Source organism: Scopulibacillus cellulosilyticus (assembly GCF_042665295.1).
In the GTDB taxonomy this organism is placed as follows: domain Bacteria; phylum Bacillota; class Bacilli; order Bacillales; family Sporolactobacillaceae; genus Scopulibacillus_A; species Scopulibacillus_A cellulosilyticus.
In genome coordinates this window covers 1-19818 of the sequence record NZ_JBHTCO010000001.1, presented here as the reverse complement: position 1 = coordinate 19818, position 19818 = coordinate 1, and the positions used below count along the sequence as shown (strand labels likewise).

Here is a 19818-nt window from a genome sequence, read left to right as displayed (position 1 = left end):
ATCATTCACCCCTTTATTTGGAATCCGCCTTCATGTATAATGCCGTGCAACCCGCTAACAGCTCTTCAGCCTTCTTTAACTCTTTCTTTGTTTCATTATAATTCTTAATTCTCTTATTTAGCGTCACTTTGCGATTATCAATCATCCGCTTGACTTCGGATGGACTGGGCCCGCCGCGGACAGAACGCCTCTTAACAAAAATTTTTGGATTAACAATCCCTTTCCATTCATTTTCCGTTAATTTGATATCATCTAAAAACTGATTAATTTCATCAACACGCCATTCATATAACTCTTTCTTTTTTTCTGATGATTTTACAGCAATCCGCGAAGCGATATGATGTGCCTTACGGAAAGGCAACCCATGATTACGGGTTAAAACATCGGCTAATTCTGTTATCGTTATTAAATTTTTGCCGGCTTCTTTAGCCGCGCGTTCAACGTTAAAAGTCATTGTCCGAACGACAGCATTCATTAACCGAATGGCGCGGGAAGCTTTATGACAGCTTTTGTAAAGATGGGGCTGTAGATCATCCTCTGAATCGACAATATCTCCATACGGCGTATTATGCAGCATCTGAACAATTGTCATTGCCTCTCCAAGAGCGCTGCTGGCAAGCGCCCGGGAGTGCTCAATCGATACTGGATTCCGCTTTTGCGGCATGATGCTTGAAATTTGCACATAGGGATCCGCCACTTTCAATAAGCCAACTTCCTTTGTCGTCAATCTAAGAAATTCCTGAACCCAGCGTCCGGTATTAACCATGAGACTAACAATGGATAGAGCGGACGCTGATAAGTAATCGCCTGTGGCAATCGCATCATAAGAATTCTCGACTAATCCCTTAAAACCTAGCAATTCTGCCAATCGTTCCCTGTTGATTGAAAATCCCGTTGTCGTAATCGCGGCGGCTCCTAACGGCGATTGATTAACAGTATGATAGGCTGACCATAAACGCTTCTCATCTCTATGTAAATTATCAAAGACAGCTGCTAAATAGTGCCCAAAGGTTGTCGGTTGGGCGGGTTGTGTATGGGTATGAGCAGGCATGACGGTTTCAATGTGTTTTTCAGCCTGAATGAGAAGCGCTTCACTTAAACAATTAACATCATTTATTAATGTTAAAATGTATTTTCTGGCAACAAACCGATACATCCCCTCCCCCATATCGTTACGGCTGCGGGCAATGTGCATTTTCCCTGCCAATTCATCACCGATTATCTTGCCGAGTTTCGCCTCCATCAAAAAAAATAAATCTTCATAATCCGGATCATATGCTAGTGTTTCCCGCTTCACAGACGTCAACTTTTCCAGCCCGCAAAGGATTTTTTTAGTATCCTGCGCAGACAATAAATCTTGTTCCTTTAACATCACAACATGAGCCTTATGCAAGGAAAACATCGCATCGAATAGATAATCCCGCTGATCGTAAAAAATAGGTTTTAATAATTCATTGACGTAAGTCCGTCCCGGAAACGCAGAGCCTTCTGCTTTAATGAAATCATCATTTTCTAACAACACCGTGACACTCCTTTATTCACACTTCCATCAAGCTCCATAGGATTATATTTTTCAAGAATTAAAATACATGATTATTTATCCTTTTACACCTGTTAATGAAATACCGTCAACAATCTTCTTCTGGAAAATTAAGAATACAATCATCATCGGGATAACAGCTAACGTACTCATTCCCATAATCGTATTCCATTGAATACCACCCGAGTCAGCTGTCGAATACAATGAAATCCCGACAGGCAGCGTCCGCATATTAGCGCTTGAGGTTGCAATAACCGGCCACAGGTAAGCATTCCAGTTTCCCAGAAAAGTGATAATTCCCATGGCTGCCAGCGCCTGTTTGACTTGCGGCAGTACGATACGCCACCAAATCTTAAATTCGCCCATCCCATCAATACGGGCTGCATCTAAAATGTCATTGGGGATACTCAGCATAAATTGCCGCATCAAGAAAACCCCGAACGCCTCTATCATCCCAGGCAGCATTAAGCCCCAGTATGTATTGACCCAATGCAGCCGGCTTCCCATCACATACCAAGGAATAACCAACAGTTCCGTCGGGATCATCAATGTGCTGAGAATAAGAATAAATATCACCTTTGACCCGGGAAATCTATACTTTGCCAATACATACCCAATCAAAGAATTAAATATGAGACAGCTGACAGTAACGACAACAGCCACAATGATACTGTTAAGATACCAGTGCAAATAACCCGTTTCTTCAAAGATATACTTATAACCCGACCAATCAATCTTATCTGGTAAAAAAGAAAAATTATAAAAATCCGGCAAGCTTTTAAAAGAAGATAAAATCATCCATACAAAAGGAAAAGCAACAACAATAAGTCCAGCCCATAACAAGATGTGAATCAAAAGGCCGGCAATATCTATACTTTTCTTCAAAACGAGTCACCTCCTATAAAACTGTACTCTAGTATTCAAAGTTTTTGCTTAGGACCTTTAACTGAATCAAAGTAACAAAAAGTATCAGAATAAATAGTGCTACAGTAATCGCGGAAGCATATGCCATATTAAAATCATTAAACGCTGAATTGTACATGTAAATAACCATACTTGATGTACTATTGAGGGGGCCGCCGGCATCGCCGCTGCTGCTTGCCGTTAAGTTCTGGATCTGCGTAAAGGTCTGAAGCGCCGTAATAACCCCTGTTACCGCCAAAAAAATGATTGTTGGATTTAACAAAGGAAATGTAATTCGCCAAAACATCCGCCATTTGCTGGCCCCGTCAATTTGTGCCGCTTCATAAAGCTGTTTAGGAATAGCTTTTAATCCGGCCATAAAAATTAACATGCAAAAACCCATCGCTTGCCAAATCATCATGATGCTGACGGAAATAAGCGCTTCTGATGGGTCGGTTAGCCATCCTTGGGGAGAAATGTGAAACCAGCTTAACATTTCATTCATAAACCCAGTATTCGGATCATACATCAGCCGCCATACCCAACTCACTGCGACGATAGATGTAATATAAGGTATAAAATAGACAATCCGATAAAACCACCGCAGCCGCTGAATTCTTTCAATGGCTAAAGCAAGGATGATTCCAATTGCCATCTGTATGGGGACAGTGATAATAACATAAAGAAGTGTATTCATAACAGAACGCCAAAATACTTTATCACCGACGAGATGAATATAGTTTTCAAGCGTGAAACCTGAACCATTTTGCGGTGAAAATGACATCGAAAACGCATAGAGCGTAGGAAAAATTCGGACACATAAAAAGAACAGCAGCGGAATGGTCAAGAATGAATAGGCAATCAAAGTACGCCTTGTTTTTAACGTCATTGCCTTTCTCATCTGACCGTTCATTAAATCTGACATGGCCATTCTTCCTTTCAAGTCAGTTGAACGCTTAATGATATTAATCATCAAGCGTTCATTTACTATCTTGTTTTATTATTGGCTGTTATAATAGTTGTCACGAATTGCCTGCTGGCTTTTTACTAAATTTTCAAAGGTTTTATCAACAGGTGCATTTTTAAGCAAGATCATTTGAATAGCGTTATTAATATCATTCCGTTCCTTTTCCTCGTCAACAAAGAAAGTTGCGTGGGCATCTTTTAGCCCTTTGACAAACGGCCCGTATACAGGGTCACTTGTTATTGACTTGTCGCCCGCTAACGAAGCTGAAGCTGGAAGCTCGCCGACTTTATCTAACCATTCTTTCTGGGTTTGTTCAGAAGTTAAGAACTTCAAAAACTTTTCAGACGCCTTTAGTTTCTTTCCGTTTACACCTTTGGCGATGCTATTCGTCCAATAAGACCCAAAGTTTGACTTGACGCCGCCTTCATTGCGAACTGGTAAAGTTGTGACACCCCATTTAAATTTTGCGGCATCTTTTATCGCGGCGATATCAAACGACCCATCTATCATCATACCAGCTTTACCTGCTTGGAAAGCAGTATTATAGTTTTGAAGAAAATTCTGATCGCCAATATGATGTTTCTTGGTCATATTGATCCAATATTTAAAAGCCTTTAATCCATTTGGAGAAGCATTCCATTGTACCTTTTTCCCATCTTTGCTAAACGGTGTTACGCCCCACTGGCGAAGAAACACTTCTTCAAAAGTATGATAGCCTTGGCCCTCGACATTCCAAGCAAAACCTTCTTGCTCATATTGTCCATTAGACTTTCGTTTCGTCATCTTCTTAGCATCTCGAATAAGTTCATCCCAAGTCTTAGGCGGTTTGTTAGGATCAAGACCCGCTTTTTTAAATAAATCTTTGTTCCAAAACAGCGCAAGCGATCGAACGGCTGTAGGCAATCCATAGTATTTACCATGAATTTTTGACGATTTCACCATTGGAATATAATATTGATCAATTTGTTTCGTGCTCATAAAATCCTCTGGAATCGGCTGGATGTACCCTTTTTTCTCATACTGCGGCAGCCATCCGTAATAGAGATTCATAATGTCGGGTCCTTTGTTCGCATTCATCGCCGCGGCAATTTTTTGATTGTACTTTTCATAAGGGAAATCTTGAGCAACAACTTTAATGTCAGGGTTCTCCTTTTCAAATTTTTGAATGAGTGTGTTCATCTCTTTAACTTTAGATGGGAAGGTATACTGCCAATAGGTAATGGTAACCTTACCTTTTGAATCGGAACCAGTATTGCTGTTACTGCATCCGGCTGCTAAAAGAAGAATAACTGCAAGAGGAACTGCCAAAAATTTGTATAAATGCCTTCTCATTAAATCACCCTTTCAATTTTTCAGAGAGTGCAAGCCGTTAATCTTTCTTTTTAAGGATTTATGAGGAGTCTCATAATATTTTAGATTCCCATTCACATAAATCCATTTGACAGCGGATCATCGCTTTATTTGTACAGCTGCCGAAACTGCGAAGCCCATGTAGAAGGGCACAATAAATCGGTTCGCTTTCGAGTTGATGAACGGTAAAATTCTCGTATTTTTCTTTAATGGCATTGAGCATAGCATCATATACAAATATGTCTTTTTGCAAAACACTGCCTGCAACAATTATTTCAAAATGGTCGTTATCAAGATGACATTTTTGTATGACGGTCATGCAAGTGTCAGCCAAACCTTGCCCCGCTCTTTGTAAAATTGCCATTGCGGTAGGATCTCTTGCGTGTGCCAATTTAAAGATGCTTGGAGCGAGTGATGCAATTTTTTCCACAGAATAAGATGTACTGTATATCCATGATAAAAGCTCATCGGTGGTTGGCAGCTGCAAAGTTTCTAATACAGCTTTGCAAATGGCAGATGGGGGATCCTGACCATCGATAGATCGAAAAATATGACGAAGCGCCTCATGACCGATAAAATACCCGCTGCCGTCATCACCAATCCGATGGCCCCAACCGCCTGCCCGCACAATGCCGGCGCCTTCAGTCTTTCCCCAAACAACCGATCCGGTCCCTGAAACCGCAAGAATTCCCGCCCGTTCACCCAGTATTCCGAGCAGCGTTATATAACCATCGTTTTTTAAAATGATATCCTTAACATCAATCCCTAATTTGTGGAAAGATTCTCTTAGAATTTCGGAAATGATCGTATTATCTTTTTGCGTATCCAACCCGGCTATACCGATGACAGCCTTCTCGACATGAATTTTTTTATGCAGCGGCTGGATCAATGCAGAAAGTATACTAATAAAGGTATCCCTTGTTTGCTTGATACCAATATTTTGATAATTGCATGAACCGCCTTTGGCGTATGAAATGATATTTCCATTTAAGTCACAGAGAGCGGCACTGCTGAAGCTTGCTCCTGCATCAATTGCAAGAATTGGAATATTTAACATCATCTTTATAATTCCTTTACATATATTTGGTCATTCAATACAATTGACAGGGTATTCTCCATAGCCCTAAGACCCCTTTCAAAAATAAAATGGTACAAGAGAGGCTTAGTAATGTTTATTAAATAATTTATGATTATATACTTAAGCCCTATTATATTTACGAAAGTTAAATGGCCCGCCACCTTTAAATTCAGGTAACAGGCCACTATTTTTAACCTTTACTTTTATTTACTAACATCTTAACCACCGCAACGGCTACTGTCTCTCCTGTCTGTTTCTTAATCTCCATTTCCGTGCTGACAATTCCCTTTCCATTGTCTTTTTCCTGTATATTGCAAACACTCATTTCCAGATGAAGGGTGTCCCCAATAAATGTCGGGTTAGTAAAGCGTACATGATCCATGCCATAAAAAGCCTCAACGATTCCCGGTTCAAGTAAAATAAGTCCCGTAGCGATAGAAAGGACTGACATCCCATGGGCAATTCGTTGTTTAAATGACGTTTTTGCTGCATATTCCTTATCCGTATGCAAAGGAAACCAATCGCCGCTGAAAGATGAGAAATTAACGAGATCGGCCTCTGTAATCGTTCTGCCTTTAGAAGTCCATGTTTCACCAATTTCATATTGTTCTAAGTATTTCGCAAACATATGTTACCTCCATTTGTACTATAGTTATCTTGGATGAGAATGATCAAGTTGTGTTTTTTCTATCCGCGTGTAAGTATATTTTGAAAGATTCATATCAAGATATCACGGCAAAAACTGACAATAATATTTTATGAGAACCGTTCAATAATTGTTGCATTAGCTGTACCGTGTCCCTCACACATTGTTTGCAGACCGTAGCGCCCGCCGCTTCTTTCAAGTTCATGGATCAACGTCGTCATTAATCTGGCACCGCTTGCGCCAAGCGGATGGCCAATGGCTATTGCACCTCCATTTGGATTTAATTTATTTGGATCGGCACCTGTTTCTGACAGCCAGGCCATAGGTACCGAAGCAAAGGCTTCATTGACTTCAAAAATATCGATGTCCTTAATAGAAAGGCCGGCTTTGTTCAGTGCTTTTTGAGTTGCAGGTATTGGACCGGTAAGCATCATAGTCGGATCTGAACCGACAACCGTACGCGCCAGTACACGAAAACGAGGTTTTAAGCCAAGTGCTTCCGCCTTTTCACGGGACATTAACAAAATAGCCGCTGATCCATCACTAATTTGGCTTGAATTCCCGGCATGGATAGTGCCATCCTCCCGAAATGCCGGTTTAAGGCTCGCTAATTTGTTGAGGTTCGTATCTGATCTAGGACCTTCATCGTTCTTTATCATCGTTTTTGTACCATCGGGGAGAATGGCTTCCACAGGCATAATTTCTCTATCAAACCGCCCTTCCTTTTGAGCGGCAATAGCCTTTTCATGGCTTTGCAACGAGAATTCATCCATTTGATTACGGCTGAAACCCCATTTATCTGCAATACGCTCGGCAGATAAACCTTGATGAATGATTTCATAACGGGATGTTAATTCATCGCTTAAGCCGACACCCTTCCTATTTGATCCTATCGGTACCCGTGACATATTTTCTATTCCGCCGGCTAAAACAACATCCATATCACCGCTCGCTATTGCTTGCGCCGCAAAATGAACCGCCTGCTGACTCGATCCGCATTGACGATCAACTGTGGTTCCTGGTACCTCTACCGGATAATCCGCAATCAGAGCTGCCATTCTTGCAATGTTGAAAGCTTGTTCGCCCACTTGGGACACACAACCGTAAATAACATCATCAATAACTTCAGGAGAAATTTCTGTTCTTCTTATAATTTCTTTTAAAGGTTTGGCTGCTAAATCTTCCGCTCTAACTTCGCTTAAAGCGCCATTTCTTTTTCCAACCGGCGTTCTAACGGCCTCGACAATAACGACTTCTCGCATTATTTTTTACTCCCTTTCCGTTTTCAGGATTTGCACTTTGCATGTTTAGTTGCAAAACTTTTAAAAAACTTGGTCAATATCTGCAACCCTATCATAAATATCTATACTCGCTTCCTTGAATAAAAATGCTGTAAGATTAATAGATTAATTTTATTTTTACTTCTTTATTATTTGATCAAATCCTGCTTACGCTTACCTATGTTTTAATGCCATACTTTCACCTGCCAATTAAATAAGTGAAAAATGACATATGGATATAAATAACAGCAGTGGATGTCTTTCGCCTTTATGGTAATATAAAGACAACACTATCAAGTTTCTTTTCAGCTTTTTGATTTGTTTCAATAAGAATTTTTCTTTTTAATGTTACTTTACAGCTCTCTTTATCTTAGGAGGCATACATAAATGACTACGGTATTTAAAAATAAAAACGGTCAAATAAGGTCGGGGTATTTAATTAGTTTTACCGGTCTTCTCGCCTTGGCTTTTTCTATGGTTTTGAGTATTCCAGCCACCATTATTATGGTTATTAGTCAATATAATCCTTCCAGCCGAACATTAGAAATAGAAAAGATTACTAATGATATGTCATCGTATTATCTGTTAAATATAACGCAAGAAATAGGCATAATTATCGCAGTTATCATCGCTTGGAAATTATTTAATAAGGCAAAGGTTAAAAATATAGGATTCGGTTTCTATAAAGGTGTCAGGCAAATTCTTTTAGGTCTGCTACTCGGCTTTTTATCTATGACACTTATTTTTATTTTTCTTAGAATCCTCGGCGCAGTCGATGTAGCTAATTCTATTATTCACCCCCATATCTCAAAGTACCTGCTTTTGGATATATTACTTTATGTTTTAGTAGGCATTGCAGAAGAACTTTTCTTTAGAGGCTATATTATTGGTACAATGCTGCAGCGCGGTAATAATAAATTATGGTGTATGACTGTATCAGCTATTATTTTCGGTTGTACTCACCTTATCAACCCTAATGTAGCCGCTGTAGGCATTATCAATATCGCATTAGTTGGCGTGCTCTTTACTTATATGTATATTTCAACAGGTAAACTATGGCTATCTATCGGCTTCCATATTACATGGAATTATTTTCAAGGCAGTGTCTTTGGTTTTCATGTAAGCGGTACTGAAACTCACGGCCTGTATATAACAAAAATAAATTCCCATCAATGGTTATTAAACGGAGGTCATTTTGGCCCGGAAGCTGGCCTTTTAACAACGATCGTTGTTATCATTAATCTTTTTGTATTATTTTGGTGGAACCGTAAAAAAACTTTAAATCATTCATTTGAAGTTCAAAAAGAATTGGCAGAGTAATGTTTCATTAACAGTTATCCACAGTTCACGGGGTCTGACCCTGTGAACATTCTGTGAACCAATCATAGGAGACTTTTGTTAATTGGGCAATGGTTTGTTCCGCTTCGATATGAGATGAATTATCCCGGGAAAAGATTGATATAACGAATCTTCCTTTATCATTCGCCATATAAACAATGCCTGCATCATTTACAACGCTGCCAATTGTTCCGGTTTTAGTAGCTGTGATAGCTTCGTCAGGAAGCAGATAGGGGATTCGATGGCCAAATTGCTGACTCTTTAAAATATCAATCATTTGCTCACAGGCTTCAGCTGATATAATTGTTTTATTGGCAATCCGTTCCAATAAGGCATTCATTTCTACAGGTGTTGAGACATTATTAGGGAGACCCATGTCAAATATTTCACTGTTCATTCGTTTAATAGGGGCTTCGACGGCCTCATCCAGCATCTTGTAAGTCTCTTTATTTTTTGGTTTCGGACTTATACCTGCATATAAGCTTAACAATTCCCAAATGGAATGCTCCAAGTGAGTATTTTGCAAGTTCAGCGCTTTTGTAAAATGATTAACCTTATCTTTTCCTACTAATTCTAAAATTTTATCGGTTGCTAAATTATCGCTTACAATAATCATCATCGTCGCTAAATCCTTGACGCTGACTTCTAAACCGCTGTCAAACTTTTGCAACACACCGGAACCTGGCACCGGATCATCTGGTTTAATCTGTAACCGTGCTTCAAGCCTTAAATGACCTTTTTCAACTTCATTAAACAGTGCAGCGAGAATGGCTATTTTACAAGCACTGGCAGTCTGAAATAAATCATGTCCATTAATTTGCGCTTGTTCACCTGTTTCTAAATGCTTGACTGCCACACCAAAAGTTCCTGAAGTTCCAATTAAAGCCTTTTGTAAATTTTCCTGTAATGACATTTTTAAATCTCCTTTCTCTATAAAAATGATAAGATAAATATTACTAATAGATATCAATGAATTCTTAGTCAATTTTACCACAATTCAGTTAATTATCTCGTAATTTATTCACATTATTAACACTATCCACAATTTGAAGGGGTCTGACCCCGGAAAGAGGTTATAAATGTTAAACATATCAAGTATTCATCATGTTGCCGTCATCTGTTCAGATTATGAAAAATCAAAAGCTTTTTATACAGAGAAGCTTGGCTTTGAAATTATTGAGGAGACATATCGAAAAGAAAGAAAATCATATAAATGCGATCTGCGTGTTGGCGAAAGTGATCAGATTGAGCTGTTTTCCTTTAAAAATCCTCCGGAAAGAGTGACAAATCCTGAAGCCTGCGGACTCCGTCATTTAGCATTTAAAGTTAAAGATATTGAACAAAGCGTGCGAGATTTAAAGGAAATGGGGATTCCTGTGGAACCGATTCGTCTTGATCCGCTAACCGGCAAAAAATTTACTTTTTTCCGGGATCCTGATGATTTGCCTTTAGAAATATATGAAAATTAATGTTTAGGAGATTACTCTATGAAAAGAATCGGTTGTTTTCACGCGCACTATTCTAATATTGAATATATCGAAAAAGCGATTGAACCTTACAAATTTGAATTAATTCATTTTGTCGATCCTGGATTAGATTGTATGAAAATGGATTCGGCGTTTACAGAAACATTTATACATAGGAAAATCAAAAGTACCCTGGATTGGATTTCACAATGTCACGTTGATGCTATCCTTGTCACTTGCACACTTTTTACAGCTCATATACCAGATAAACTCTCTTATCCGATTCCAATTATTAAAATTGATGAACCGTTGTTCCAATTTATTTGCGAAAATCAAAATCCCCAATTAATGGTGTTTACTAATCCAAGCACCATTAAAGGCACAATAGATCAGCTTAATAGATATGCAGAAAAGCAAACAAAAACTATTCAAGTTAAGCCTGTTCTATTAGAAAACACATTTGAACTTATTATGAAAGGCAAGAAAGAAGAATATATCAAGCAAGTATCAATTAAACTTGGTGAGCTTATAAAAGAAAATCCGAATAAGGCTGTCTCTGCAGCTCAATTGTCAATGGTTCCAGCGGCAGAAAAAGTTGAGCTGGAGACAAGCACTTATATAGGAAATCAGTTAAAATTTTTATCCGAGTATATAAAAAGTTTCCTAGATAATCTTAAATAAGGTTATCTTAGAAGTAATTTAATGATTATAAAGAAAACTTGCCGATTGGCAAGCCTGAAAGGCGTAGACAGAGGCTTAGTTGCGCTTATACTTGGAACTTAAAATTGGCCCCTACGTCGAATCGACAACTCTGGTGCCAATTTATACTTTCCTAACGTATAAAAAAGGCTTAGAAAAGTTAAGAACTTTTTCTAAGCCTTTTTTCATATTGTTCTTCTTTTTTATCATAAACAATGTGGAGCATATATCCGTAAAATGAAGCCAGCACCTGTTGAAAGAGCATACCTATAATAACAGGTACTGCAACGGGCGGATGAAAATAGGTTAAAGCTATAACAGATCCTGCGCTAATGTTTCTCATACCCCCGCTATAAATCAGTGTGACAATCATTCCCCTGTCCCATCTTAATAATTTACCGATAATCCAGCAAAATAAATAACCGCTGGCAGCTATAATAAACACGATAAATGCGATTAAAATTAACTTTTTATTTATATGAGAAAGATAAGGCGCCGCCACAGAAGCATTTATCATAACGACAATCCCCATGCAAACCTTTGAAAACGGCGCTAAGCGGGTACCAATCGTATCTTTTACTTTTCCGTTTGTTAATTGATTTAAAAGCATGCCTAACACTGAAGGAATAACAATCATAATTAATAAATCTTTCATCATCGGCCATACGTCGATAGCCGCTTTCTCGTGAACAAAGAAAGACAAACTATATGGAACAATTAGAGGCGAAAGCAGTGTATCAATCAAAATAATAGACAAAGCAACAGGAATCTGCCCCCGGTAAATGGATACCCAGATAAAGCTGGTAATGCCTGATGGAATAACCATACCCAATACCAGACCGGTCACCGTTAATGAATCTTTGCTAAAAACAATATGACCAATGCCCAGTGCCCAAAGCGGCATTAAGATATGTAAAATAACTAATGCAACGAGTACAGGAAAGGGATGAGTGATAACCTCTTTTAAATGCTTAAAATTGGAGCTTAGACTCCCTGTAAAGGTCATAAATGCAAAAATCCAAGGAACTAAAAATAGAAAAGACTTAAATTCATGTGTCAACAAAATGCCTAGGACAACACTTATCGGTGTAATAAGCGGCATACATTTTTCGAGTTGTCGATTAAGTTGCTGCAACACGTAAATCCTTCTCTCATGTATTAAGTTTGTATTATTGTTGTACAAATCCTCCCGTAGGTTCGCGGAGAGCTTCCCTCAGCCCTGTTCAACAGGAGTACCCAAAAGTAATCCTAATTTTTTAATTTACTTTCGATTTTATTACTGCTTGCTGCCTGTCAGCAACTTTTTCATTGACAAGTAAAATGATCAAGGCGGCCAAAACCGGCCCGGCAGCTAATGTTATAAAAGCGTATAAGTAATTATGCGTTGCATCTATTACGGCGCCGACAGCAAGCGGTGAAAAAAGTGAACCTAATTGGTAGATAGTATTAACAAGCCCCGTTGCTGTTCCAACCATCCCGGAATCGGCCAGTTCACCGATATAAGTATTCATAATCGGGCTGTAAATATACGCTGCGATCCCCATAAGAGCCGCAATGATGTATAGCATACTAATGTTAGTCGTGGACTCAAACCATATGAGTATAGGACCAAAGAAAATAAGAGTAAAAAATAACATTGTCTTTCGGCGCAATCTTAATAAATCTGATAAGATCCCGATAATTGGTTTGCATATGATCGCCGCAAGACCGAAAACTGACATGATAGCTCCCGCTTCTACCAAGGATATGTGTAAACCTTTATTCATATACGCGTTTGCCCATGTTGCCGTCCCCCACGTTGCCCACATTGCGCAAAACCCTGACAACCCTGTCAGCATCAGGTTTCGGTTTTTCAAAAGTATTGCAACTTCCTTCCAAAATTGCACAGCCGATTTTCTCTGAGCTTGCTGTGTTTCATGTGTCCGTTCTTTTAATAAAAAGAAGGATAAAATCAATCCTGCAATTGGCAATAGTCCCGCCACAACAAATGATGTATGCCAGCTATAAGATTTAGCCACTGAGGGAACAAACATATTAACGACTGTCAGCCCAAAAGAAGATGCTGTCATAAAAAATCCCATTGCGGTTGTCCGCCCTCTTGACGGGAACCAGTCAAAAATAGCCCTTACACATGCTGAAAATACCGCTCCCGAGCCAAGTCCTGCCAGCACTCGCATGATAAAACCTTCAAGATATGTATGAATCATACCCATCCCCATAGTAAAGCAGCCCATAATTAAAAAAGAACCTAATAAGACCTTTCGATAACCAAAACGATCTGTCAATAACCCTCCTGGCAATTGGGTAATCACATAGCCGATATAAAAAGCTGTCATATAACTACCCGCCTCGGCATTCGTAATATCAAGCGACTTTGAAGCTAATGGAATAATTGGCGGCCAAGACAAACGGTCAACAAAAGAAAAAAGAAAAGCCAGCCACACCATTATTAAAACGATAATTGACTTTCTCCCCAACAATTTCATCTCCTATTCTATTTCTATGAAGTTATAAAATTTTAATTGCGCAACAATTATACCATGTTAAAGTAATGAATAAACGCCCCTCAATTCAAAGCTTTATTTAATTCATAGGGAATGGCTGCATATTTCCAGATAATGTTTACCTCTTAATTAACAAACTAAGATTTGCTGATTCTTGGTATTAATTCTTTTGAAACATTATTTCCGTCCAATGAATTTTACAGCCTTATCTGCTAAGCAATCAGTAATCAAAAGAAAAAAAGTAACCTTTTACATTTTGGAAAAAATTACTTTTTGATTTAAAAGACAATGTTATCTTCAGCGGGATCCGAGTATTTTAAGCGGTCCTATACGTCAGTCTTCTGCGCAGTCGCTTTCTTATGTAACCTGTACAACTGATAAGATCTCGTCACGACCACTTTTAAAACGGCGTAGGTCGGGATGGCTAAGAGGAGCCCGACAAAACCGCCAATATTCCCTGCTGCCAGCAAAATAAGAATAATTGTTAACGGATGGACATCTAACTTCCTTCCCATCACTTGAGGGGAAACAAGGTTGCTTTCAATTTGTTGAATGATAACCACCCCAATGACGACATAAACAGCCATCATGGGCTTTTGTATAAAGCCGACAATGACACCTGGAACTGTGCCGATCACCGGTCCAATAAATGGAATAACATTGGTAAACACAGCAACTAACGCCAATATTAGCGGATAGTCCAAGCCGATAATCCGGTACCAAATATAAATACAAATACCATCAAAGCAACTGATTAAAATCTGCCCTTGAATATAGCCGCTGAGCGCCTGGTCCATGTCTTTTAGAATAATGGCCCCTTCTTTTCGGTGTTCGCTCGGAATAAGTTTTAAAACGGCGCGCGGAAGCTTGCTCCCGTCTTTTAACATATAAAACAAAATAAACGGCACAGTAACCATAACTATAATAAAACTTGTAATTGAAGTAATAATGTCAATAATATTTGTACCAATCGATGCTGTAAATTTCGTCAATGTTTTAGAAATATGATTAACGATATTTGTTATAGAAAATGCTGTCCCATCTTGAAAACGCTCTAAAATTTTACTATTTTGCAAAGCATCGAGCTGTTGGCTAAGCTCATTAATTAATTGCGGCGCGCTGTTGACTAATGACATAAACTGTTGCTGTAAGATAGGTCCAATGGTTATAACAAGGACCGCAATTAAGGAAACAAACACTAAATAAATGGATAAAATAGCCGCCACTTTCGGTATTTTAATCTTGCATAACAAATTGACAATCGGTCTTAAAATATAATAAAGAACCCCGGCAATGATAATCGGCGCCGATAAAGTTGTGATTAAAATGCCGATTGGCCTGAACACAAAAGAAATATGCGACCCGAGAAGAACGATAGCAAATATTAAAAGTATCCATATACCTAAACGGAAGTATTTAGATTGTGGCATTGCAGCTCCCCTTACCTCAGCTTAATCCTTATCATTTTTAACCAAAAATTACCTGTCACTTAAATGTGTATTGCTTCTATTATAGCAAAAGTTATTATTTTTCCTACTTCTTCGGTATTAAAAACATAAAAATTTCTATATTAAAGCAGCATATAAGGTTTTATTGCACCCTTATAAACAAAATAATTAAATCAAATTACCAGACTAAGTTTTTTGCTTGAAATCATACATCCATTGTATTATTCTTATCATGTCTAATATAACCGTGTGAGGTGAATCAATGACTCAAAAGCAGAGATTGGAACAAATTAAAAAGTGGTTAAATATTCATCATGAAATGAGTCTTGATGAAATCATGACCCTTTTTCAGGTCTCACGTGATACGGCAAGACGTGATCTTGTCAAACTTGAAGAAGACGGTGAAATTGTCCGGATCAAAGGCGGAGCTATTCTCCCTTCTCATAGCTATCAGGTTGCCCGCTATCGTGAAAGAGAAATATCTAAGTCAAAAGAGAAGATTGCACAAAAGGCTTGCAATTTCATTCATGATCATGATTCCCTCATCCTGGACACGTCAACAACAGTAGAGCTTGCTGCTCGTTATGTGGAGAGCAGCGGACTAAAGGTTGTAACCAATTCCATTGATATCGTAAATATTTTAAGCAGCCGGTCTAATATAACTATCTATATGGCTGGGGGAAAGTTTAATCCGTACCATCGGAATTTTGTCGGACCCTATACCGCTGAAAATATAGGAAAGTATAAAGTAAATAAATTATTCATCGGTGCTTGCGGTATTGGATTTGAAGGATTAACGTCTCCTGATGAAGAAGAGGCCTGTGTAAAAAAAGCGATGATCAAAGCCGCTCGTCAAGTCATTTTACTGACCGATCATACAAAGTTTCACAAAAACTTTTTCCATCATGTATGCGGATTATCAGATATTGACATTATTATAACGGATCAACTGCCGACCGAAGAAATGAATCAGTGTTTTAAAGAACATCATATTGAATTAATTATCTCTGAAGAAGAAACGGAGTGAATATAATGAAAAAAATTAAAGTAGGCTTAATCGGTTACGGATTTTCCGGAGCAACCTTTCATGCTCCATTACTTGAAGTATTAGAAGAATACGAAATTGCAAAAGTCATGTCTTCTAATAAAGAAAAAGTGCAGAACGATTTAGGAGAAGTTGAAGTCGTAGAAAATCTGGAAAAGGTCTTAAGCGATCAAGACATTGAACTCGTCGTCATTACAACACCGAATACTCTCCACTATGAAATGGCCAAACAGAGCTTGTCAGCTAAAAAACATGTTATTGTAGAAAAACCTATGGTCATAGATCCCGGAGAAGCAGAAGAGCTTATTCAATTAGCTAAAGAAAACGACCGTATGTTAAGCGTCTATCAAAATAGAAGATGGGATAATGACTTTTTGACGATCAAACAATTAATTTCGAATGATGTTCTAGGAGAAATCAACACTTATGAAGCCCATTTCGACCGTTTTCGCCCAGAAGTAAGAAATCGTTGGCGGGAAAAAGCGGGTAAAGGGTCCGGTATGCTTTATGACTTGGGTTCCCATCTTATCGACCAAGCTCTGCACTTATTTGGCGAACCAAAATTTGTACTCGCTGATGTATTTGCTCAAAGGAAGAATGCAGAAACAGATGACTACTTCCACATCATTATGGGCTACGAAAACCTAAGAGTCATTCTGCATTCAGGATCAATTGTTAAGGAGCAAGGACCAAGATACAAAGTTCATGGCAGCAAAGGCAGCTTTATTAAATATGGCATTGATGGACAGGAAGCGGCATTAAAAACAGGTAAAAAACCGACTGAAAATGACTGGGGAAAAGATAAACCTAAATGGTACGGCCATTTATTTATTAGCGAAAATGGACAGGATATTGAAAAAACGATTGAAACAGTTCCAGGTTCGTATACTTCCTATTACAAACAAGTTTATGACCATATCCGTAATGGTAAACCGTCTCCAGTAACCGCGGAAGAAGGATTGAAAACGATTGAAACCATTCAAGCGGCTATTAAAAGCAGCGAAGAAAAAAGAGCTGTATATTTTAATGAAAACTAATTAATTGATTATAGGCAATGGATCTCATGTCAGTCATTCGAGAGGGCCGTTGCCTATTTTATGTTCTATAACAAACTTTTTACAGACTTCCAATTTGTTTAAAAAGATAATATTATTAAGCAAGGAGTTAAAGTTCAAATGAACCAACAAAAAATCATTGATAACGCTAAAGAATTTGTCTATCAGCAATTAAAGGATGATCCAAGCGGACACGATTGGTGGCATATTCATCGTGTCTCCCAAAATGCCAAACGTATTGCTACAGCTGAAAAAGCCGATTTGTTTATTTGTGAATTAGCAGCGCTGCTTCATGATATCGCAGATGAAAAACTCAACAAAAACGAGGAATATGGTTTGAAAAAGGTACATCATTGGCTTATCGACAATCATGTGAATGAAGATACGCGCAACCATGTTATAGATATTATTTCGACAATGTCATTTAAAGGCGGCGGCCGTCCTCCAATGAAAACTTTAGAGGGAAAAGTCGTTCAAGATGCCGATCGTTTAGACGCGATTGGGGCAATTGGCATTGCAAGGACATTTGCCTATGCAGGTGCAAAAGAACAGTTGATTTATGACCCTGCGCTGTCTCCAAGAACAAACATGACAAACGAAGAATATCGTTCAGGCAATAGCACAGCAATCAACCATTTTTATGAAAAACTTTTAAAGCTGAAAGATTTAATGAATACCGATTATGGCAGGAAAATGGCTGCTGAAAGACACCGTTTTATGGAAAACTTTTTAAACCAGTTTTTTAAGGAATGGGACGAGGTCTAAGAGGTTATTTTACCTAATATTAAAAGCGCATGCTTGAAGTTATTCTTAATATCTTCAAAATCATGCGCTTTTATATCATTTACAAGCTATTAATTTTTAGGTTTTGATACAGGCTGTTTATCATTGTTCTTTTTGAAATAATCATTAATCATATTTGCTAATGCCTGAACTGTTCTTTTAAGTTCTTGTTCATTATTATCAACACCGCCTATTTCTATCAGAATAGCATGCGGTGACAGATCTTGGTTATAGACACCGTTATTTCCGGCACCTTTCTTACCGAAAACACCCCGTGATAATCCAGGATAATTCTTTACAAGATATTGGTTCAATGTTTTAGCCAATTCAAGATTTTTTTCGTAATTTGGATTTTCTTCCCCTATAACAAAAGTCATCCGGGCGTATTTTTTATTATTAATCGTTGCTGTTGTTAAATTCCCTCTTGAGGAATCTCTATGAACATCAATAAATATTTTATAGTCTTTTCCGCTCTTAACCGCTTGTTGCAAAATTGGTCTAGATGCTTGATAAGCTTGCGGGTATCCCCATCCTTTTTCTTTTAATACATTTCCCATATTCGTTGTATTAATAACTGTTTTAATTCCTTTTTTCTTAAGATCGTCTTGAAGCCATCCATCGACGTTATGAACATTTGTATTCGGGCTAGTAGCCTTATCCGCATTTGGATCACCTGTCAAACCAAGTAACGGTAAATAGGATTCCCAACTATGCGTTGAATAAATAAAAACTTGTCCATTTTTCTCCTTTGGCTGATCAGAATTTGTATTCGATCCCTTACCGCTGTTCTTCGTAATATAATCCGGCGGCGGCGGTGATTCTTGCGGTACATTTGAGAAGTTTGTCCCTTCGCCAGCAACAAATATATTAGTATCATAAATTGAAAACCCTGGAAGCTCATTTCCTAATAGACTTCTTGGATCATTTAATTCAATATGAGTAAGTCTTTCAAATGACAGCTTTGATAAGTTGATAGGTTCATAATTCTTGGGCAGAACTGTTTTTATATAAGGACTTTCCTGGCTCATCCAATCCAAAAATACTTCTGACTTAATTGGCGATAAAGCTTGCTTAACCTGCGGAAATGATAAATAAACTTGCGCATGTTCAGTTGTTAAAAGGGAGATTAAAATAAATATAATCAAAATCCGAATCGGAAGATACATCAAAAACCTTTTCAAATTAAACTTATTTTTTGATAGTTTATTTATCATAACATCATCCTCATAGCCTTTTATATTATCTATATAAAAAAAACTATGAAATATGAATGGAAATCTTTTTCTGCTAAACTTTCATTTTAAAAAGGGATATATATTAAAAATGGCCTCCAATTAAAACAAGCCATTGACAATACTCGTCAATGGCCTCAATTTAATTCAAAATAAAAAGAGATGAATTTTAGAAATCCATCTCTCTTAAATAAATATGCCTGGCAGCGTCCTACTCTCACAGGGGGAAGCCCCCAATTACCATCGGCGCTGAAGAGCTTAACGACCGTGTTCGGGATGGGAACGGGTGTGACCTCTTCGCCATTGCCGCCAGACTATTGGTTTGTTATTTATGACAAACTTTTACTTAATTGAAGATTGAACCTTCAAAACCAGTAGCGAATATAAGACATGTTGTATTTTGGTTAAGTCCTCGACCGATTAGTATCTGTCAGCTTCACGTGTCACCACGCTTCCACCTCAGACCTATCAACCTCATCATCTA

At 38.2% G+C, this 19818-nt stretch carries 18 protein-coding genes and 2 rRNA genes; 6 read left to right on the top strand and 14 right to left on the bottom strand.

Annotation, left to right across the window (positions count from 1 at the left end; genetic code table 11):
- Positions 1-13 precede the first annotated feature (13 nt).
- The 7 genes from argH to ACFQRG_RS00070 all read right to left on the bottom strand — a co-directional run bounded on the left by argH (position 14) and on the right by ACFQRG_RS00070 (position 7746).
- Positions 14-1522 (bottom strand): argininosuccinate lyase, encoded by a 1509-nt coding sequence (gene argH / locus ACFQRG_RS00100; protein ID WP_380962368.1) that lies wholly within the window; start codon positions 1520-1522, stop codon positions 14-16.
- 75 nt (positions 1523-1597) lie between these two features.
- Positions 1598-2425, bottom strand: a complete 828-nt coding sequence (locus ACFQRG_RS00095; protein WP_380962365.1) for a carbohydrate ABC transporter permease — start codon at positions 2423-2425, stop codon at positions 1598-1600.
- Between the two features lie 28 nt (positions 2426-2453).
- A complete protein-coding gene (locus ACFQRG_RS00090) occupies positions 2454-3368 on the bottom strand; it encodes a carbohydrate ABC transporter permease (protein ID WP_380962363.1) in 915 nt (304 codons plus the stop codon).
- 75 nt (positions 3369-3443) lie between these two features.
- Positions 3444-4742 carry an extracellular solute-binding protein gene (locus ACFQRG_RS00085; RefSeq protein ID WP_380962360.1) on the bottom strand — a complete coding sequence of 433 codons (1299 nt, stop codon included), beginning with the start codon at positions 4740-4742 and terminating at the stop codon, positions 3444-3446.
- A 70-nt stretch (positions 4743-4812) separates the two neighbouring features.
- Positions 4813-5820, bottom strand: a complete 1008-nt coding sequence (locus tag ACFQRG_RS00080) for a BadF/BadG/BcrA/BcrD ATPase family protein (protein ID WP_380962357.1) — start codon at positions 5818-5820, stop codon at positions 4813-4815.
- Between the two features lie 208 nt (positions 5821-6028).
- Positions 6029-6466, bottom strand: a complete 438-nt coding sequence (locus ACFQRG_RS00075; protein ID WP_380962354.1) for a MaoC/PaaZ C-terminal domain-containing protein — start codon at positions 6464-6466, stop codon at positions 6029-6031.
- 128 nt (positions 6467-6594) lie between these two features.
- Positions 6595-7746, bottom strand: a complete 1152-nt coding sequence (locus ACFQRG_RS00070) for a thiolase family protein (RefSeq protein WP_380962352.1) — start codon at positions 7744-7746, stop codon at positions 6595-6597.
- Positions 7747-8151: 405 nt separating this feature from the next.
- Between ACFQRG_RS00070 and ACFQRG_RS00065 the strand changes: the two genes are divergently transcribed.
- Positions 8152-9084, top strand: coding sequence for a CPBP family intramembrane glutamic endopeptidase (locus ACFQRG_RS00065; RefSeq protein WP_380962350.1), 933 nt, complete (start codon positions 8152-8154; stop codon positions 9082-9084).
- Positions 9085-9109: 25 nt separating this feature from the next.
- Here the strand turns inward: ACFQRG_RS00065 and ACFQRG_RS00060 are convergent, their stop codons facing one another.
- Positions 9110-10015, bottom strand: coding sequence for a serine hydrolase (locus ACFQRG_RS00060; protein WP_380962348.1), 906 nt, complete (start codon positions 10013-10015; stop codon positions 9110-9112).
- A gap of 166 nt (positions 10016-10181) precedes the next feature.
- Here ACFQRG_RS00060 and gloA2 point away from each other — a divergent pair, with 166 nt between their 5' ends.
- Both gloA2 and ACFQRG_RS00050 read left to right on the top strand, forming a co-directional pair.
- Positions 10182-10571 carry an SMU1112c/YaeR family gloxylase I-like metalloprotein gene (gene gloA2 / locus ACFQRG_RS00055; RefSeq protein ID WP_380962346.1) on the top strand — a complete coding sequence of 130 codons (390 nt, stop codon included), beginning with the start codon at positions 10182-10184 and terminating at the stop codon, positions 10569-10571.
- A gap of 18 nt (positions 10572-10589) precedes the next feature.
- Positions 10590-11249 carry a hypothetical protein gene (locus ACFQRG_RS00050; protein WP_380962344.1) on the top strand — a complete coding sequence of 220 codons (660 nt, stop codon included), beginning with the start codon at positions 10590-10592 and terminating at the stop codon, positions 11247-11249.
- A gap of 178 nt (positions 11250-11427) precedes the next feature.
- Here the strand turns inward: ACFQRG_RS00050 and ACFQRG_RS00045 are convergent, their stop codons facing one another.
- The 3 genes from ACFQRG_RS00045 to ACFQRG_RS00035 form a co-directional block, all read right to left on the bottom strand.
- Positions 11428-12405 (bottom strand): bile acid:sodium symporter family protein, encoded by a 978-nt coding sequence (locus tag ACFQRG_RS00045; protein ID WP_380962342.1) that lies wholly within the window; start codon positions 12403-12405, stop codon positions 11428-11430.
- Positions 12406-12523: 118 nt separating this feature from the next.
- Complete coding sequence (locus ACFQRG_RS00040) at positions 12524-13744, bottom strand: MFS transporter (RefSeq protein WP_380962340.1); 1221 nt, start codon at positions 13742-13744, stop codon at positions 12524-12526.
- A gap of 353 nt (positions 13745-14097) precedes the next feature.
- On the bottom strand, positions 14098-15201 hold the full coding sequence (locus ACFQRG_RS00035) for an AI-2E family transporter (RefSeq protein WP_380962338.1): 1104 nt from the start codon (positions 15199-15201) through the stop codon (positions 14098-14100).
- A 280-nt stretch (positions 15202-15481) separates the two neighbouring features.
- Between ACFQRG_RS00035 and ACFQRG_RS00030 the strand changes: the two genes are divergently transcribed.
- The 3 genes from ACFQRG_RS00030 to ACFQRG_RS00020 all read left to right on the top strand — a co-directional run bounded on the left by ACFQRG_RS00030 (position 15482) and on the right by ACFQRG_RS00020 (position 18084).
- Positions 15482-16246, top strand: coding sequence for a DeoR/GlpR family DNA-binding transcription regulator (locus tag ACFQRG_RS00030; RefSeq protein WP_380962336.1), 765 nt, complete (start codon positions 15482-15484; stop codon positions 16244-16246).
- Positions 16247-16251: 5 nt separating this feature from the next.
- Positions 16252-17301: an oxidoreductase gene (locus ACFQRG_RS00025; RefSeq protein WP_380962334.1), complete on the top strand. Its 1050-nt coding sequence runs from the start codon at positions 16252-16254 to the stop codon at positions 17299-17301.
- Between the two features lie 138 nt (positions 17302-17439).
- Positions 17440-18084, top strand: a complete 645-nt coding sequence (locus ACFQRG_RS00020) for an HD domain-containing protein (protein WP_380962332.1) — start codon at positions 17440-17442, stop codon at positions 18082-18084.
- Between the two features lie 89 nt (positions 18085-18173).
- On the opposite strand, the gene spoIIP is transcribed toward ACFQRG_RS00020, so the two are convergent.
- The 3 genes from spoIIP to ACFQRG_RS00005 all read right to left on the bottom strand — a co-directional run.
- Positions 18174-19316 (bottom strand): stage II sporulation protein P, encoded by a 1143-nt coding sequence (spoIIP, locus tag ACFQRG_RS00015; RefSeq protein ID WP_380962330.1) that lies wholly within the window; start codon positions 19314-19316, stop codon positions 18174-18176.
- 216 nt (positions 19317-19532) lie between these two features.
- Positions 19533-19648, bottom strand: a 5S ribosomal RNA gene (rrf, locus tag ACFQRG_RS00010).
- Between the two features lie 86 nt (positions 19649-19734).
- Positions 19735-19818: ribosomal RNA gene (locus tag ACFQRG_RS00005) — 23S ribosomal RNA — on the bottom strand; the annotation flags it as partial.

What these genes read in the sequence shown, in the direction of transcription:
- ACFQRG_RS00090 (WP_380962363.1), bottom strand. Translation starts at nt 3,368, where the DNA reads ATGTCAGATTTAATGAACGGTCAGATGAGAAAGGCAATGACGTTAAAA.
- ACFQRG_RS00085 (WP_380962360.1), bottom strand. Translation starts at nt 4,742, where the DNA reads ATGAGAAGGCATTTATACAAATTTTTGGCAGTTCCTCTTGCAGTTATT.
- ACFQRG_RS00080 (WP_380962357.1), bottom strand. Translation starts at nt 5,820, where the DNA reads ATGATGTTAAATATTCCAATTCTTGCAATTGATGCAGGAGCAAGCTTC.
- ACFQRG_RS00075 (WP_380962354.1), bottom strand. Translation starts at nt 6,466, where the DNA reads ATGTTTGCGAAATACTTAGAACAATATGAAATTGGTGAAACATGGACT.
- ACFQRG_RS00070 (WP_380962352.1), bottom strand. Translation starts at nt 7,746, where the DNA reads ATGCGAGAAGTCGTTATTGTCGAGGCCGTTAGAACGCCGGTTGGAAAA.
- ACFQRG_RS00065 (WP_380962350.1), top strand. Translation starts at nt 8,152, where the DNA reads ATGACTACGGTATTTAAAAATAAAAACGGTCAAATAAGGTCGGGGTAT.
- ACFQRG_RS00060 (WP_380962348.1), bottom strand. Translation starts at nt 10,015, where the DNA reads ATGTCATTACAGGAAAATTTACAAAAGGCTTTAATTGGAACTTCAGGA.
- gloA2 (WP_380962346.1), top strand. Translation starts at nt 10,182, where the DNA reads ATGTTAAACATATCAAGTATTCATCATGTTGCCGTCATCTGTTCAGAT.
- ACFQRG_RS00050 (WP_380962344.1), top strand. Translation starts at nt 10,590, where the DNA reads ATGAAAAGAATCGGTTGTTTTCACGCGCACTATTCTAATATTGAATAT.
- ACFQRG_RS00035 (WP_380962338.1), bottom strand. Translation starts at nt 15,201, where the DNA reads ATGCCACAATCTAAATACTTCCGTTTAGGTATATGGATACTTTTAATA.
- ACFQRG_RS00030 (WP_380962336.1), top strand. Translation starts at nt 15,482, where the DNA reads ATGACTCAAAAGCAGAGATTGGAACAAATTAAAAAGTGGTTAAATATT.
- ACFQRG_RS00025 (WP_380962334.1), top strand. Translation starts at nt 16,252, where the DNA reads ATGAAAAAAATTAAAGTAGGCTTAATCGGTTACGGATTTTCCGGAGCA.
- ACFQRG_RS00020 (WP_380962332.1), top strand. Translation starts at nt 17,440, where the DNA reads ATGAACCAACAAAAAATCATTGATAACGCTAAAGAATTTGTCTATCAG.
- spoIIP (WP_380962330.1), bottom strand. Translation starts at nt 19,316, where the DNA reads ATGATAAATAAACTATCAAAAAATAAGTTTAATTTGAAAAGGTTTTTG.